Here is a 16,690-nt window from a genome sequence, read left to right as displayed (position 1 = left end):
AAACGTACCACAAAGAAAGATTTCTCACCTCTTCTTTTACAAAATACGTTTACAAAGAAAGAGAAGGTACCCCATTACGAGGTACCTCTTCTTATTTTAAAATATTTGCAATATATGTTTGAAGTTCTTCTACTTTTACTTCTTCAGACTCACCTGTAGCACGTACTTTCACTTCTACAATACCTTCGTCTGCTTTTTTACCAACTGTAACACGAACTGGAAGACCGAATAAATCTGCATCTGCAAATTTAACACCTGCACGTTCTGCACGATCGTCTAATAACACTTCATAGCCTTGTTCTTGTAATGAGTTGTAGATATTTTCACCCATTTCACGTTGTGCATCAGATTTCATATTTACTGGAATTACATGCACATGGAACGGTGCTACCGCTTTTGGCCAAACTAAGCCGTTCTCATCGTTAAATTGCTCTGCAATTGCTGCTACTGTACGAGATACACCGATACCGTAACAACCCATAATAAGTGGTTGTGTTTTTCCATTTTCATCTAGGAATGTTGCGTTCATTGCTTCACTATAACGAGTTCCTAATTTGAATACATGACCAACTTCAATTCCGCGTGCGAAAAGAATTGTTCCGTTTCCATCTGGAGATTGGTCTCCTTCTTGAATAAAGCGTAAATCTGTATATTGACTTACTTTAAAGTCACGTTCTGGATTTACATTTACATAATGGAACCCTTCTTCATTCGCTCCTGAACATCCGTTAACAATTGATGCTACAGCGTGATCAGCAATAATTTCGATATCACCTGTTACATTAATCGGTCCTAATGAACCAACTTCACAATTTAATAATGCTTTTACTTCTTCATGAGAAGCAAGCTCAACAACTGAAGCGCCGTATACATTTTTCACTTTCACATCGTTTACTTCGTGATCACCACGAACAAGTACAACTACTAATTTCTCATCTACTTTAAACACCATAGACTTAATGCACTTGTCAGCTGCAATGTTTAAGAATGCAGATACTTCTTCAATTGCTTTTTGGTCTGGTGTTGCTACTTTTTCAAGTGCTTTTTCTGCTTCGTCACTCTTCGTATACGTAGCTACAACAGGAGCCATTTCGATGTTTGCTGCATAATCAGATGTGTCAGAGTATGCAATTGTATCTTCACCAACATCAGATAATACCATAAATTCATGTGTATCTTTTCCGCCCATTGCTCCAGAATCAGCAATAACTGCACGGAAATTCAAGCCACAGCGAGCAAAAATGTTAGAGTATGCTTTATATAAGCGATCGTATACTTCATCTAAGCTCTCTTGTGTAGCATGGAAAGAGTAGGCATCTTTCATTAGAAACTCTCTTCCACGTAATAAGCCGAAACGAGGTCTTTGCTCATCACGGAATTTTGTTTGAATTTGGTATAATGTTAACGGTAATTTTTTATATGATTTCACTTCATCACGCACAAGATCCGTAATTACTTCCTCATGTGTCGCTCCTAATGCGAATTCACGAGCGTTACGATCTTTCATACGCATTAATTCAGATCCGTAAGAATACCAACGACCTGATTCTTGCCATAATTCTGCAGCTTGCATAGCTGGCATTAATAATTCTACAGCTCCTGCGCGCTCCATTTCTTCTCGAACGATACGTTCTACTTTGTGTAATACTTTTAATCCAAATGGTAGAAAGCTATAAATACCAGAAGCATTTTGACGCATAAAACCTGCACGAAGTAATAGCTGATGACTCTTAATTTCAGCATCAGCTGGAACTTCACGTAATGTAGGACTGAATACCATACTTTGTTTCATTTATTTGCACCTCTTCATTTTACTCTTACACGCAGTAAAACCCCTCACCTCGAGTTAGGTGAGGGATTTTACTCTACGAGCTCTATTTCATTATAAGTTTCACTTTATTTTACAAGAAAAACTTACGAATGTCATTCCAAGTTACAACTAACATAAGTAACATTAATAATGCAAAACCAATAAAGTGAACCATTCCTTCTTTTTGGCGATCAATTGGTTTCCCTCGTAACGCTTCAATTAAGAAGAAGAATAAACGGCCACCATCTAAAGCAGGAACTGGTAATAAATTAAATAAACCAAGATTAATGCTTAGAACTGCAGCTAAACTTAGTACACGCGTAAACCCATAATCTACAACTTGATCTGTTAGATTATAAATTCCTACTGGACCTGATAACTCATTAATAGAAAATTGACCAGTTACTAATTTAACAAGAGATTCAAAAATTAGTTTCGTCCATTGGTACGTTTGTTCAAATCCTGATTTAATAGAACCCATCACTGTTTTCTCTACAGGAGAATAAACACCGATTCTACCAACTTCGTCTTTTCCTTCTTTATCGAGTGTTGGCGTTACTTTCACATTAAACTGTTCATTATCACGCTTTACTTGTAACGTAATTTCTTTATTTGGGTTTTCACGTACAATAGTAACAACATCTTTCCATGTACTTGTGTTTTTCCCATCAATAGCTTGAATTGTATCATTCTCTTTCAATCCAGCTTGCTGTGCTGCACTGTTATCCATCACTTTTCCGACCATTGGTTTGTCAATAGGGACCCCTTGTACAAATCCAAGAATCACAAAAATAACAAATGCTAAAATGAAGTTCATTGCAGGACCCGCAAAGATTGTTAAAGCGCGTTGCCCTAGTTTTTTCGAGCCAAATTGTCTATTATACGGGGCAATTTGAATTTCTTCCCCCGCAGTAATAATACGAGCCTTTTCATTCACTCGGAATGTTTGAAGCTCTTCCTCGTACTCTTCATAGCCCGAAATTGTTAAATTATGCTCCAAATCAGCTTGTTCGACTTCAATAACACGAACATTTGGATACTTTTCATATCCATCAAAAACTAATTTCACAACTTCGTCTTTTTCATTTAATACAAGGCCAACCTTTTTCCCAGGCTTTAACTCAACTGTGTCCGCATCCTCGCCAGCCATTCTTACATAGCCACCAAGGGGCAGTAATCGAATCGTATACACCGTTTCATTCTTTTCAAATGAGAATATTTTCGGACCAAAACCAATCGCAAACTCGCGGCATAAAATACCTGCTCTTTTTGCGAAATATAGATGCCCTAGCTCATGGAAAAATACGAGTGCACCGAAAATTAATATAAAGGCAATCGCTGTATTCAATTCCATAACCACCTTTGCTAAATTTGTTCCATCACAAACCGTCTTGTGGCCGCATCAATTTCCAAAATTTCCTCTAAGCTCGGTCGTGCAATGACATTGTGATGGTTCATTGCTTTTTCAATGAGGTCTTCCACTGTTAAGAAATCAATTCTCTTTTGTAAAAAGGCTTCAACAGCTACTTCATTCGCTGCGTTCATTACAGCTGGCATACTTCCACCTGCTTTTCCAGCTTCATACGCAAAACGTAAACAACGGAATCGTTCTTGGTCCATTTTCTCAAAATGCAACGTCCCTATTTCCCATAAGTTTAACTGTTTTGTGTCTGAAAGAGGCAATCTATCCGGATATGTAAGTGCGTATTGAATTGGTACTCGCATATCAGGTGAACCAAGCTGCGCCATTACACTACGATCTTCAAATTCAACCATAGAATGGATAATACTTTCTTTATGTAAAACAACATCGATTTGCTCATAAGGGATACCAAAAAGCCAATGTGCTTCAATTACTTCTAGTCCCTTATTCATCATTGTAGCAGAATCAATTGTAATTTTCGAACCCATTGACCAGTTTGGATGTCGAAGCGCATCTTCTACGGTCACATGATGCAATTCATCCCTCGTTTTATCGCGGAAACTTCCACCAGAAGCCGTTATAATAAGACGAGAAACTCTTTTTTCATTTTCACCATTCAAGCATTGAAAAATAGCCGAATGTTCACTATCAACTGGAAGTAACGAAACATTATGTTTTCGTGCTGCTTCCATTACAAGATGTCCTGCAGTTACTAACGTTTCTTTATTTGCAATTCCAATTGTTTTTTTCGCCTCAATTGCACGAAGTGTTGGTAACAACCCTACGCTACCTACAACAGCATTTACTACAATCTCCGCATCTGGATGTAGTGCTACTTCTAAAAGTCCTTCACTACCATATACAATTTTTGTATTACCAGAAACAGATTGTAATTTTAAAACATCTTCTTCTCTTTGCACAGAGACGATTTGCGGAGAAAATTCTTGAATTACCTTTACTGCGTAGTCAATATTTTTCCCTACAGAAAAAGCAACGAGACGGAATTGGTCTGGGTGCGAGCGTAATACATCTAAAGTTTGTGTACCAATTGATCCGCTTGCACCTAATAAACTAATGTTTTTCATGACTCCAACCCCTCGTTCATTTATTAATTATATTGTAATAAGAAGTAGAGAATTGGTAAAACGAATAACCAACTATCTGTTCGGTCTAATATACCACCATGCCCAGGTAAAATTGTACCTGAATCCTTTACGCCATAATGACGTTTAAAAGCAGATTGTACTAAATCACCAATTTGTCCAAAAATAGAAATAATAATTGTCAGCACAATTAAAATTACTACATTCGATTCGACTGGGAAGAACACGTTGTAAACAAGTGCCACAATAATTCCACAAACGATGCCCCCTAATGAACCTTCAATCGTTTTATTTGGACTGATTTCTGGCCACAATTTTCTCTTGCCCAATGCTTTTCCTACGAAATATGCGCCTGAATCAGTAGCCCATATAACAAATAATGCGCAAAATACATATTTAATTCCTAATATTCTCGTTTCATTTAAATATAAGAATCCCATTGCCACATATGTCGTTGCCATCAGTAAAAATGAAGCATTATCAAAAGTAAATGTATTCTTAGAAAGGACTGTATATGATAAAAGTAATAAAACAATCACAAATGTGATTTCCAATTTACCTAATCCAATCCATGTAAACAGTTCTGATGCACTACTTGGAATTAAAAGAATCCACAATAATACTGCAGCTAAAACTGTCGGTACTGAAATAAGCGTAAGCTTATTCATACGAATTAATTCATATAAACCTATAGAAGCAAGTGCATACACTAAAACCGTAAAAGGCACGCCACCGTATATTACGATGGGAATGAATAGCGCGGCAGCAACCACTCCAGTAATAATTCTCTGTTTCACTACCAAACCCTCTCTTTCTACACGCCTCCGAATCTGCGCCCTCTATGTTGAAAGTCAGTAATCGCATTTAGCAAATGTTCTTCTTTGAAGTCTGGCCAATACACGTCTGTAAACCAAAACTCCGAATATGCAATTTGCCATAACATGAAATTACTAATACGTAGCTCTCCGCTTGTTCGGATTAACAACTCTGGATCAGGTAAAGAACTCGTCATTAAGTAGGAGGAAAGCATTTCTTCACTTACCTCTTCAGAACGAATTTTTCCTTCCTCATTATCTTTCATCATATGTTGCACAGCAGAAACGATTTCATCTCGACTTCCATAGTTTAACGCGAAATTAAGAATTAATCCCGTATTCTCTTTCGTATCTTCCATGGCTTTCTCCATCGCTCTGCGTGTATGCGTAGGAAGACGATCTTTTTGCCCTATTACTCGGACTTGTACGTTTTCTTCAATCAATTCTGGTAAAAATGTACCTAGAAATTCTTCTGGAAGCTTCATTAAATAATCAACTTCCTTTTTCGGTCTTTTCCAGTTCTCAGTTGAAAAAGCATAAAGAGTTAACACTTTCACATTAAGTTTACTTGCAAATTTTGTAATTTTCTTTACAACTTGCATACCTTCATGATGTCCCGCAATACGAGGCATTGCTCTCCTCTTTGCCCATCTTCCATTCCCATCCATAATGATGGCAATATGTTCTGGGATATATCCTTTTTTCACTTCTTCAACGAGATGATCAAACGATGTGTCCTTTTTACCTTTAAAAAAAGGAAAGTTTTTAAACATCATTCATACCCTCCAGCAAGCAGACGTATGCCTAAAAGTGTAAAAAGACCCCCTTAAGAAGAGGGTCATAATTGCGAAGTTATCGCTATTACACTTCCATGATTTCTTTTTCTTTGTTTTTTGCGATTTCGTCAACTTTTGCAATATATTTATCTGTTTCTTTTTGGATATCTTCAGTATATCCTCTTAAATCATCTTCTGTAATCTCGCCAGCTTTTTCAAGCTTCTTAAGATCATCATTTCCGTCACGACGTACGTTACGAACAGCAACTTTAGCTTCTTCAGCATATTTTTTCACAACTTTTACAAGATCACGACGACGTTCTTCTGTTAATGCAGGGAATGCAATACGAATTACAGTTCCATCATTAGAAGGATTTAAGCCTAAATCTGCTTTTAAAATTGCTTTTTCAATATCACCGATAGAAGTTTTATCATAAGGTTGAATTACTAGTAAACGCGCTTCTGGAACTGTAATGTTCGCTAATTGCACAACTGGTGTTGGTGCACCATAGTAATCAACTTGTACCTTATCTAATACAGACGCGTTTGCACGGCCAGCACGAACTGTTGCTAATTCACGAGAATAAGCAGCAACTGCTTTTTCCATTTTTTCATTTGAAGACTTCAATACTTGTTGTCCCATATTTATTTCCCCCTTACCACTGTTCCGATATTTTCGCCTAAAACGGCACGTTTAATATTACCTTTTTCCATAACTGAGAATACAATTAATGGAATATCATTATCCATACATAGAGAAGAAGCTGTAGAATCCATTACACCTAAACCTTCTTTTAATACGTCTAAGTAAGTAAGCGTTTCATATTTCGTAGCTGTTGGATCAATAGATGGATCCGCATTATATACACCATCTACATTGTTTTTCGCCATTAAAATTACATCTGCTTCAATTTCTGCCGCACGTAATGCTGCTGTTGTATCTGTAGAGAAGTATGGGTTACCTGTACCTGCTGCAAAGATAACAACACGTTTTTTCTCTAAGTGACGAACTGCTTTACGACGAATGTAAGGTTCTGCAACTTGACGCATCTCAATTGAAGTTTGTACACGAGTTTGAATTCCGATATTCTCCAAGCTATCTTGAAGAGCTAATGAATTCATAACTGTCGCTAACATGCCCATGTAATCTGCCCCTGCACGATCCATGCCCATTTCACTTCCAATTTTCCCACGCCAAATGTTACCGCCACCAACAACAACAGCAACCTCTACATCAAGTTCTGCAATTTCTTTTACTTGTTCCGCAACTGACTTAATAACAGTTGGGTTAATTCCAAATCCTTGCTCTCCAGCTAAAGCTTCTCCACTTAGCTTTAAAACGACACGATTATATTTCGGTTTACTCATAATGAACCTCCAATTGCTTACATCTTTATTTTAAAAAAGGGAACACAATGTGTTCCCTAATCTGTATTAGTTGCTACCTTTTACTTGGTTCATTACTTCTTCAGCAAAGTTGTCTTCGCGTTTTTCGATACCTTCACCAACAGCGTAGCGAACGAATCCTTTTAATGTTCCGCCTTTAGACTCAACGAACTGACGAACTTTCATATCAGGGTTTTTAACGAATGCTTGGTCAAGTAAGCAAATCTCTTCGAAGAATTTGCCTAAACGGCCTTCAACCATTTTTGCAACGATTTTCTCAGGCTTGCCTTCGTTTAATGCTTGTTGTGTTAATACTTGACGCTCATGCTCAACTTCTTCAGCTGTTACAGCATCGCGGTCGATGTATTTAGGGTTAACTGCAGCGATGTGCATTGCAACATCTTTAGCAGCAGCTTCATCAGTAGAACCTTCAAGAACTGTTAATACACCAATGCGTCCACCCATATGTAGGTAAGCGCCGAATGCATCTGCATCAGTTTTTGATACGATTTCGAAACGACGAAGTGTAAGTTTTTCACCAATTTTAGCGATTGCTTCGTTGATGTGCTCTTCAACTTTTTTACCGTTTTCCATTGTTTGAGCCATAGCTTCTTCAACGTTAGCTGGTTTGTTAGTTAATAAGTGAGCAGCTAATTCTTTAATTAGTGTTTGGAAACCTTCGTTTTTCGCAACGAAATCAGTTTCAGAGTTTAATTCTAAGATTAAAGCGTCGTTACCGTTTGTTTCGATGAAAGTTAAACCTTCAGCAGCAATGCGGTCAGCTTTTTTAGCAGCTTTCGCAATACCTTTTTCACGTAAGAAGTCAATTGCCTTCTCCATGTCGCCGTTAGTTTCTGTTAAAGCTTTTTTGCAGTCCATCATACCTGCGCCAGTTTTTTCACGTAATTCTTTTACCATTTGAGCAGTGATTGCCATACTTTTCATCCTCCTAAAATATGTATTTATACCTTTTATAAAGGTGTTTATACCTTAAAAAAGGTGATAAAAGGCCGAACCCCTTATCACCTTTCCAACTTTGTTACGCAGTAACAGTTTCTTCACCTTGTTTTGCTTCAAGGATCGCGTCTGCCATTTTAGATGTAAGAAGTTTTACAGCACGAATTGCATCATCGTTTGCTGGGATAACGTGATCGATTTCGTCTGGATCACAGTTTGTATCAACGATACCGATGATTGGAATGTGTAATTTGCGTGCTTCAGCAACTGCAATACGCTCTTTACGAGGGTCTACTACGAATAATGCACTTGGAAGACCTTTCATATCTTTAATACCGCCTAAGAATTTCTCAAGACGCTCTAACTCTTTTTTAAGTTGAACAACTTCTTTCTTAGGAAGTACTTCGAAAGTACCATCTTCTTGCATTCTTTCGATGTCTTTAAGACGCTTGATACGCTTTTGGATTGTTTGGAAGTTTGTTAAAGTTCCGCCTAACCAACGTTGGTTAACGAAGTACATACCAGCACGAGTTGCTTCTTCTTTAATAGCTTCTTGTGCTTGTTTTTTAGTACCTACGAATAAGATGTCTCCGCCTTCAGCAGCGATGTCGCGCATCGTTCTGTAAGCTTCCTCAACTTTTTTCACAGTTTTTTGTAAGTCGATGATGTAGATACCGTTACGCTCTGTGAAAATGTAACGCTTCATTTTTGGGTTCCAACGACGAGTTTGATGTCCGAAATGAACACCAGCTTCAAGCAATTGCTTCATAGAAATTACTGACATAATATAGTTCCTCCTAAATGGTTTTTGATATCCTCCGTTTACTTCATCTCTAAGCGAAACTACAAACGTAGCACCAACACTTAAATCAGTAAACGTGTGTACTTTGTACTGACACCACTGCTTACTATATCATACTGAAATATTACAATCAAGTCGAAAATGCGAACAATGTAAAACTTTCTTTGTTCATACTCGAATTCTAGTATTACCAACCTTCATTTCTTTTAAGCAAAAAAAATAAATACAATTAATAGTTTTCCCAGAAAACACGCTTATGACACTTTTCACAAGCACCATCTATCCATTGCACATAAAAAACTCTCCTCAATCGAGGAGAGTTTTTTATAAATTAGTTTGTTTTTAATTTAGCAAGTTCCTGTAGAAACTTGTCGTTTAGCACTTTAATGTATGTTCCTTTCATACCTAAAGAACGAGACTCAATAACACCAGCACTTTCTAATTTACGTAGTGCATTTACGATTACAGAACGAGTAATTCCTACGCGATCAGCAATTTTACTTGCAACAAGTAAACCTTCTGTTCCATTTAATTCTTCGAAGATGTGCTCAATTGCTTCTAACTCACTGTAAGATAATGAGCTGATCGCCATTTGAACAACAGCTTTACTACGTGCTTCCTCTTCGATTTCTTCTGCTTTTTCACGTAAGATTTCCATACCTACAACAGTTGAGCTGTACTCAGCAAGGATTAAATCATCATCTAAGAACTCTTGACCAAGACGAGCTAATACTAATGTACCTAGACGCTCACCGCCACCAACGATTGGTACGATTGTAGTTAAACCTTGACCAAATAATTCTCTGTTTTCTACTGGGAATGCTGTGTAAGCACTGTTCACATCTAAGTTTGAAGATGTTTCTGTAATGTTGAATAAGCTTTGTGTATATTCTTCTGGGAATTGACGTTCTGCAAGCATTTGCTTCATGCGTTCGTTTTCGATTTGTTGGTGAATTGCATAACCTAGTAATTTACCACGACGGCTAACTACGAATACGTTTGCTTCGATTACTTCACACATTGTGTCAGACATTTCTCTAAAGTTTACAGGCTTCCCTGCTGCGCTCTGTAATAACGCATTTAATTTTCTCGTTTTTGCTAATAATTCCATTTCAAAAGTTCCTCCTACATGTTACTCACATATTTTTTCATCACTTGGAAACTAGGGCGAGTCACCTGATGACACTATTACAAAATAAACTGGCTCACATCTTTATTTTTAGCAATTGTTGCTAATTTCTCCTCAACGTATTGAGGTGTTATCGTTATTTTCTCTAACGTAATTTCAGATGCTTCAAACGATAAATCTTCAAGGAGCTTCTCCATAATCGTATGAAGTCTTCTTGCTCCAATATTATCTGTATCCTGATTAACTTGATAAGCAATCTCAGCAATCTTACGAATAGCTTCGTCTGAAAATTCAATTTCTATACCTTCAGTCGCTAATAATGCCATATATTGTTTAATTAACGCATTGTCAGGCTCGATTAGTATTTTAACAAAATCGTCTGTCGATAATTTTGTTAATTCTACTCGAATCGGAAATCTCCCTTGCAATTCCGGAATTAAATCCGACGGTTTAGACATATGGAACGCTCCAGCTGCAACGAATAAAATATAATCCGTTTTTACTGATCCGTATTTTGTCGCAACATTCGACCCTTCTACAATCGGCAAAATGTCACGTTGCACACCTTCACGTGATACATCTACGCTATTCGACTGCTTACCAGCAATTTTGTCAATTTCATCGATAAAAATAATCCCGAGCTGTTCAGCACGATAAACAGCCTCTTGTGTAACTTCATCCATATCAATTAAGCGCTGTGCCTCTTCATTTGTCAAGAGTTTTCTTGCTTCTTTTACAGAAAGTTTACGTTTTTTCGTTTTTTTCGGCATAAAACTTCCTAGCGCATCTTGGAAATTCATTCCCATTTGCTCCATGCCAGTTCCTTGTAACATATCAAACATGGAAGACTGTTGTTCAGTCACTTCAATCGATACAATTTCGTCTTCAAGAAGCCCTGCAGCAAGCTTTCTCTCCACATCTTGACGCTTCTTTTCGATTTCAACATCTTCTTGTGTATCAGACGTTTGATTCGAATTTTGAGTGCCTCCAAAAAGCATCTCTAATGGATTTTTGAATCCAGATTGTTTCTCTGGACTCGGCACTAAAATTTCAACAAGACGTTGATTCGCTTGCTCTTCGGCTTTATCTTGAACTTTCACTACCATTTCTTCTTTTACGATACGAACCGATGTTTCCACTAGGTCACGTACCATCGACTCTACATCTCTACCCACATATCCAACTTCTGTGAATTTTGTAGCCTCAACCTTAATAAAAGGTGCTCCAACGAGTTTCGCCATTCGTCGTGCTACCTCTGTTTTCCCAACACCTGTCGGTCCAATCATTAAGATATTTTTAGGTGCAATTTCGTCACGTAAATTTTCAGCTAATTTACTGCGACGATATCGATTTCTCAACGCTACAGCAACCGCTTTCTTTGCGTCTTTTTGACCGATGATGTATTGATCTAATTTTTCCACAATTTGGCGCGGAGTAAAATGTAAATGCATATAAAATGCCTCCCTTACGATTCTACAATTCTTCAACAATTATGTTGTGATTCGTATAAACACAAATATCGCCAGCAATCTCTAAACTCGCTTTCGCAATTTGCTTCGCTGTTAAGTGTTCACTTGCATATTGCTTTAAAGCACGACCTGCAGAAAGTGCATAATTCCCACCAGATCCAATTGCTAAAATACCATCATCCGGTTCAATTACTTCTCCTGTACCTGAAACAAGGAGCATAGTTGTTTTATCCATGACAATGAGCATTGCTTCTAGCTGACGTAACATTTTATCGCCACGCCATTGTTTGGCCATTTCAACAGCAGCACGCTGCAAGTTGCCATTATACTCTTCTAATTTCCCTTCAAACATTTCAAAAAGAGTAAATGCGTCAGCAACTGATCCTGCGAAACCAGCCAAAACTTTACCTTGGAAAAGTTTACGAACTTTACGAGCTGTATGTTTCATTACAACAGCATTTCCCATTGTCACTTGGCCATCTCCAGCCATTGCACATTCTCCATTATGATGAACTGCAAATATCGTTGTAGCGTGGAAATTTCCCATAGAAAAAACTCCTTTATTTGTTTTTATAGCTTTTAAAGCAATTTATGCCCGCGGGTGATGCTTCATGTAAACAGAACGCAATCTTTCTTTAGAGACATGCGTATAAATTTGTGTCGTCGACAAATTTTCATGGCCTAATAACTCCTGTACAGTACGTAAATCCGCCCCTTCATCTAGCATATGTGTAGCAAATGTATGCCTTAACATATGGGGACTTATCCGCATTGTCAGCGAAGCCTTTTTAATGAGTTCATTTAAAACATAACGAACTCCACGACTTGTTAGCGGTTTACCTTTCGCATTTAAAAATACCATATGAGAGTCTTCGTCAGTCTTATTAACTAACTGTTTTCTCCCATTCTCTATATAAGTAATTAAAGAATCTTGCGCATAGCTTCCGAACGGAATATACCTTTGTTTTTTTCCTTTTCCCATTACTAAAATTGTTCCCACCGCAAAGTCAATATCGGTAAGTTGTAAATTGACACATTCACTCACACGGATCCCAGTCGCATACATCAACTCTAACAAAGCTTGATTCCTTTGACCTAATGGTGTTTCTGTGTCAGAAACTTCAAATAATTCCTCTAACTCTTCAGCATATAAAAACTTTGGGATTGACAATTCTTTTTTGGGGAGTGACGCAAGTGCAAACGGATTATCCTTTCGATAACCTTCACGCATCAAAAAACGATATAAACTTCGTAAGCTTGATACTTTTCTTGCGACAGATTTACGGGCTAACTTCTCATCGTGCAACGTCGTTAAGTACAAACGAACATCCGCGTATGTAACGTCTAAAAAAGAGGATATGCCTTCTCGTTCCATAAATTGCACAAAATGTTCTAAATCATTTTGATAACTTGCAATTGTATATTTTGAATAATTTCTTTCAATTTGTAAATATCCAACGAATAATTGTAACAATTTCTTCACATTCACACAACTCACCTCAATAAAGGCTACTAAATCGTATCACAACTTAGTAGCCTTTGCAAGAAATTTAACTAAATATTTACAAAATTTCGAATCGTTTCTAAAGCGCGTGCTGCGTACGCTTCATTTCGTTCTGCTTTCTTTTTAATCTTCTTCTCTAACGGAGCAAATAGACCGAAGTTCGCATTCATCGGTTGGAAGTTTTTAGCGTTCGTTGCCGTAATGTAATTTGCCATGCTACCCATCGCAGTTACTGGCGGTAATACAACTGGCTCTTCACCTTGCACAAGACGCGCAGCATTAATTCCTGCTAATAATCCTGATGCTGCCGATTCAACATATCCCTCTACTCCAGTCATTTGACCAGCGAAGAATAAATCATCCCGTTGTTTATATTGATATGTTGGACGAAGCAAATTAGGTGAATTAATAAACGTATTACGATGCATTACACCATAACGTACAATCTCTGCATTTTCTAATCCTGGAATTAACTGTAACACTTCTTTTTGCGGTCCCCACTTTAAATGTGTTTGGAAACCTACGATATTGTATAAAGTTCCCGCTGCATCATCTTGACGTAACTGAACAACAGCATATGGCGTTTTCCCTGTTTTTGGATCTTCCAATCCAACAGGTTTCATAGGTCCAAATACTAACGTCTGTCTCCCTCTACTTGCCATAACCTCTACTGGCATACAACCTTCAAAGAAAATTTCTTTTTCAAACTCTTTTAAAGGCACTGTCTCAGCAGCAATTAGAGCCTCATAAAAACGATCAAACTCTTCTTCTGTCATTGGGCAATTTAAATATGCAGCTTCACCTTTGTCATAACGCGATTTTAAATATACTTTATTCATGTCAATGCTGTCTTTTTCTACGATTGGGGCTGCAGCATCATAGAAGTAGAAATAATCTTCTCCTGTTAATTCTTTCAATTTTGCAGAAAGATCAGGAGATGTTAATGGACCTGTAGCAATAATTGTCGGTCCCTCTGGAATATCTGTAATTTCTTCATTCATTACAGTTACATTTGGATGGTTCTTTACGTATTCTGTTACTTTAGCTGCGAACTCATGACGGTCTACAGCTAAAGCGCCTCCAGCTGGTACAGAGCACTCATCCGCCGCACGAATAATTACAGAATCCATTAAGCGCATTTCCTCTTTAATAACTCCAACTGCATTTGTTAAAGTGTTTGCACGAAGTGAGTTACTACATACTAATTCAGCGAATTTATCTGTGTGATGAGCTGGCGTTTGCCTTACCGGTCTCATTTCATATAATCTAACTTGGACACCACGTTTTGCAATTTGATAAGCTGCTTCACTTCCTGCAAGACCTGCGCCAATGACGTTTACTACTTGTGTTGTCATTTATATCACCTTTCCTTTTCTTCCCGAAAAAAATGTGAGCAGTTACGCTCACATTTGTTGTTCTTCTTCATAATCGCACGAAATACATTGTACTTGCACGCCTTTTTTCAACTTTTTCTCTACAAGCATGCCTTCGCACTTCGGACACTTACGACCAATTGGCTTATCCCAAGATACAAAGTCGCATTCCGGATACGTACCGCACCCATAGAAAAGACGTTTCTTTTTATTACTACGGCGTTCAATAATTTGACCCTTATCACACTTTGGACAAGTAACACCGATTTCTTTCACAATCGGCTTTGTATTACGACAATCTGGGAAATTCGAGCAAGCCATAAATTTCCCGTATTTACCCATTTTAAAGACCATTGGGTGATTACATAATTCACAATCTTCCCCAGCTGGTTCATCTTTAATTTCCACTTCACGCATTTCTTTTTCCGCTTTTTCTAAACGCGGTTCAAAACCTACGTAGAAATCATCAACAATTTTTACCCAATTCGCATTTCCTTCTTCTACTTCATCAAGGCTTTGCTCCATATTGGCAGTAAATTCAATGTTAATAATTTCTGGGAAAAACTCTAAAATAAGTTCAATTACTATTTCACCAAGTTCAGTCGGAACGAAGCGTTTATTATCCAAGCCTACATACCCACGCTTTTGAATCGTTTCAAGTGTAGGTACATATGTCGACGGTCTTCCAATTCCAAGTTCTTCAAGTGTTCTTACTAGGCGAGCCTCTGTATAGCGCGGAGGAGGTTGTGTAAAATGTTGCTTTGGTTCTAAATCCTTTGAAAATACAGTTCCCCCTACTTCTAAAGGCGGCAACATCTTATCCTTTTCTTCAGCACCATCATCTTTTGACTCTACATACACTTTCATAAATCCCGGGAACTTTACAATCGATCCACTTGCACGGAACTGAACATTGTTATTAATGAGTCTCGCTGTCACAGTATCCATTATAGCAGACGCCATTTGACTTGCAACAAATCGCTCCCAAATCAATTTATATAATCGAAGTTGATCACGACCTAAGAAACTTTTTAGTTCCTCTGGCTTTCTCATTACCGAAGTAGGACGAATTGCCTCATGCGCATCTTGTGCATTTGACTTTTTCGTTTCTTTCTTCTTTTCTGTTCCTATGTATTCCGTACCATACGCTTCAGTGATGTAAGTACGAGCCTCTGTTTGAGCTGTTTCTGAGATACGTGTTGAATCAGTTCTCATATACGTAATAAGACCTACAGTTCCTTGTTTTCCAAGATCTATCCCTTCATACAATTGCTGTGCAAGCATCATTGTTTTCTTTGCTCGCATGTTTAACTTACGGGCTGCTTCTTGTTGCAAGGAAGATGTTGTAAACGGTAATGCAGGGTTACGTTTTCGCTCTTTGCGCGTTACATTTTCAACTGAAAACGCATTGTCTTTCATCTGTTCAATTATTTCATTCACTTGCGTTTCATTTGTTAATTGAACTTTTTCACCATCTACACCGTAAAAGCTTGCTTCAAATGTGTCTTTTCCTTTTACAAATTCTGTTTTAATTGTCCAGAATTCTTCAGGTTCAAAGTTTTGAATTTCCCTTTCACGCTCGATGATTAAACGAACTGCTACAGATTGTACACGTCCTGCACTTAATCCTTTTTTTACTTTCTTCCATAATAAAGGACTAATATTGTAACCAACAAGACGATCAAGTATACGTCTTGCTTGTTGTGCATCCACTAAATCCATATTAATTGCACGAGGATGTTTAAATGATTCTTTGATCGCATCTTTCGTAATCTCATTAAACACAACCCGACAATCTGATTCAACGTCCACATTTAACGTATTCGCTAAATGCCAAGCAATCGCTTCCCCTTCACGGTCTGGATCGGCCGCGAGATAGACTTTCTTTGCTTTTTTGGCCGCTGATTTTAAATCTTTTAAGACGGGACCTTTACCACGAATGGTAATATACTTCGGGGTGAAGTTGTTCTTTACTTCTATCCCCATTTGACTTTTTGGCAAATCGCGAACATGTCCCATAGACGCGACAACTTTGTATTTTTTCCCTAAATATTTCTCAATGGTCTTCGCCTTAGAAGGCGACTCCACGATTACGAGGTAATCTGACATGCTAGTGCCTCCTTAAGAGGTGGATTCAAGTCTT

At 37.8% G+C, this 16,690-nt stretch carries 15 protein-coding genes; all 15 read right to left on the bottom strand.

The window, feature by feature from the left end; translation table 11 throughout:
* Positions 1-91: 91 nt before the first annotated feature.
* Positions 92-1,792 (bottom strand): proline--tRNA ligase, encoded by a 1,701-nt coding sequence (locus AC22L0_RS17650; protein ID WP_000814299.1) that lies wholly within the window; start codon positions 1,790-1,792, stop codon positions 92-94.
* A gap of 109 nt (positions 1,793-1,901) precedes the next feature.
* Positions 1,902-3,158 (bottom strand): RIP metalloprotease RseP, encoded by a 1,257-nt coding sequence (gene rseP / locus AC22L0_RS17645; RefSeq protein WP_001090243.1) that lies wholly within the window; start codon positions 3,156-3,158, stop codon positions 1,902-1,904.
* 17 nt (positions 3,159-3,175) lie between these two features.
* Positions 3,176-4,318 (bottom strand): 1-deoxy-D-xylulose-5-phosphate reductoisomerase, encoded by a 1,143-nt coding sequence (gene dxr / locus AC22L0_RS17640; protein WP_000790377.1) that lies wholly within the window; start codon positions 4,316-4,318, stop codon positions 3,176-3,178.
* Between the two features lie 23 nt (positions 4,319-4,341).
* On the bottom strand, positions 4,342-5,133 hold the full coding sequence (gene cdsA, locus AC22L0_RS17635) for a phosphatidate cytidylyltransferase (RefSeq protein WP_000813592.1): 792 nt from the start codon (positions 5,131-5,133) through the stop codon (positions 4,342-4,344).
* A 17-nt stretch (positions 5,134-5,150) separates the two neighbouring features.
* Positions 5,151-5,927: an undecaprenyl pyrophosphate synthase gene (uppS, locus tag AC22L0_RS17630; RefSeq protein WP_000971296.1), complete on the bottom strand. Its 777-nt coding sequence runs from the start codon at positions 5,925-5,927 to the stop codon at positions 5,151-5,153.
* An 85-nt stretch (positions 5,928-6,012) separates the two neighbouring features.
* A complete protein-coding gene (gene frr / locus AC22L0_RS17625) occupies positions 6,013-6,570 on the bottom strand; it encodes a ribosome recycling factor (protein WP_000531501.1) in 558 nt (185 codons plus the stop codon).
* A gap of 2 nt (positions 6,571-6,572) precedes the next feature.
* Entirely contained in the window at positions 6,573-7,295 is a 723-nt protein-coding gene (pyrH, locus tag AC22L0_RS17620) for a UMP kinase (protein WP_000042668.1), read from the bottom strand.
* Between the two features lie 66 nt (positions 7,296-7,361).
* The gene (tsf, locus tag AC22L0_RS17615) at positions 7,362-8,249 is read right to left on the bottom strand and encodes a translation elongation factor Ts (protein ID WP_001018578.1); all 888 of its coding nucleotides are present in this window, start codon (positions 8,247-8,249) and stop codon (positions 7,362-7,364) included.
* Positions 8,250-8,352: 103 nt separating this feature from the next.
* The gene (rpsB, locus tag AC22L0_RS17610; protein ID WP_000111485.1) at positions 8,353-9,054 is read right to left on the bottom strand and encodes a 30S ribosomal protein S2; all 702 of its coding nucleotides are present in this window, start codon (positions 9,052-9,054) and stop codon (positions 8,353-8,355) included.
* Positions 9,055-9,403: 349 nt separating this feature from the next.
* Positions 9,404-10,183, bottom strand: coding sequence for a GTP-sensing pleiotropic transcriptional regulator CodY (codY, locus tag AC22L0_RS17605; RefSeq protein WP_000421290.1), 780 nt, complete (start codon positions 10,181-10,183; stop codon positions 9,404-9,406).
* A 77-nt stretch (positions 10,184-10,260) separates the two neighbouring features.
* Positions 10,261-11,652, bottom strand: coding sequence for an ATP-dependent protease ATPase subunit HslU (hslU, locus tag AC22L0_RS17600; RefSeq protein WP_000550087.1), 1,392 nt, complete (start codon positions 11,650-11,652; stop codon positions 10,261-10,263).
* Positions 11,653-11,674: 22 nt separating this feature from the next.
* Positions 11,675-12,217, bottom strand: coding sequence for an ATP-dependent protease proteolytic subunit HslV (gene hslV / locus AC22L0_RS17595; RefSeq protein WP_000526272.1), 543 nt, complete (start codon positions 12,215-12,217; stop codon positions 11,675-11,677).
* Positions 12,218-12,259: 42 nt separating this feature from the next.
* Entirely contained in the window at positions 12,260-13,159 is a 900-nt protein-coding gene (xerC, locus tag AC22L0_RS17590; RefSeq protein ID WP_001101241.1) for a tyrosine recombinase XerC, read from the bottom strand.
* A gap of 65 nt (positions 13,160-13,224) precedes the next feature.
* Positions 13,225-14,529, bottom strand: a complete 1,305-nt coding sequence (gene trmFO, locus AC22L0_RS17585; protein ID WP_000213002.1) for an FADH(2)-oxidizing methylenetetrahydrofolate--tRNA-(uracil(54)-C(5))-methyltransferase TrmFO — start codon at positions 14,527-14,529, stop codon at positions 13,225-13,227.
* A gap of 48 nt (positions 14,530-14,577) precedes the next feature.
* Entirely contained in the window at positions 14,578-16,656 is a 2,079-nt protein-coding gene (topA, locus tag AC22L0_RS17580) for a type I DNA topoisomerase (RefSeq protein ID WP_087967420.1), read from the bottom strand.
* Positions 16,657-16,690: the final 34 nt, after the last annotated feature.

The sequence above is a fragment of the Bacillus sp. LQ01 genome (assembly GCF_057624735.1).
This window is presented reverse-complemented; position numbering and strand designations above follow the sequence as displayed.

Excerpts from the sequence above, each read along its gene's own strand:
- AC22L0_RS17650 (WP_000814299.1), bottom strand. The coding sequence starts at position 1,792 with ATGAAACAAAGTATGGTATTCAGTCCTACATTACGTGAAGTTCCAGCT.
- dxr (WP_000790377.1), bottom strand. The coding sequence starts at position 4,318 with ATGAAAAACATTAGTTTATTAGGTGCAAGCGGATCAATTGGTACACAA.
- uppS (WP_000971296.1), bottom strand. The coding sequence starts at position 5,927 with ATGATGTTTAAAAACTTTCCTTTTTTTAAAGGTAAAAAGGACACATCG.
- frr (WP_000531501.1), bottom strand. The coding sequence starts at position 6,570 with ATGGGACAACAAGTATTGAAGTCTTCAAATGAAAAAATGGAAAAAGCA.
- pyrH (WP_000042668.1), bottom strand. The coding sequence starts at position 7,295 with ATGAGTAAACCGAAATATAATCGTGTCGTTTTAAAGCTAAGTGGAGAA.
- tsf (WP_001018578.1), bottom strand. The coding sequence starts at position 8,249 with ATGGCAATCACTGCTCAAATGGTAAAAGAATTACGTGAAAAAACTGGC.
- rpsB (WP_000111485.1), bottom strand. The coding sequence starts at position 9,054 with ATGTCAGTAATTTCTATGAAGCAATTGCTTGAAGCTGGTGTTCATTTC.
- codY (WP_000421290.1), bottom strand. The coding sequence starts at position 10,183 with ATGGAATTATTAGCAAAAACGAGAAAATTAAATGCGTTATTACAGAGC.
- hslU (WP_000550087.1), bottom strand. The coding sequence starts at position 11,652 with ATGCATTTACATTTTACTCCGCGCCAAATTGTGGAAAAATTAGATCAA.
- hslV (WP_000526272.1), bottom strand. The coding sequence starts at position 12,217 with ATGGGAAATTTCCACGCTACAACGATATTTGCAGTTCATCATAATGGA.
- trmFO (WP_000213002.1), bottom strand. The coding sequence starts at position 14,529 with ATGACAACACAAGTAGTAAACGTCATTGGCGCAGGTCTTGCAGGAAGT.
- topA (WP_087967420.1), bottom strand. The coding sequence starts at position 16,656 with ATGTCAGATTACCTCGTAATCGTGGAGTCGCCTTCTAAGGCGAAGACC.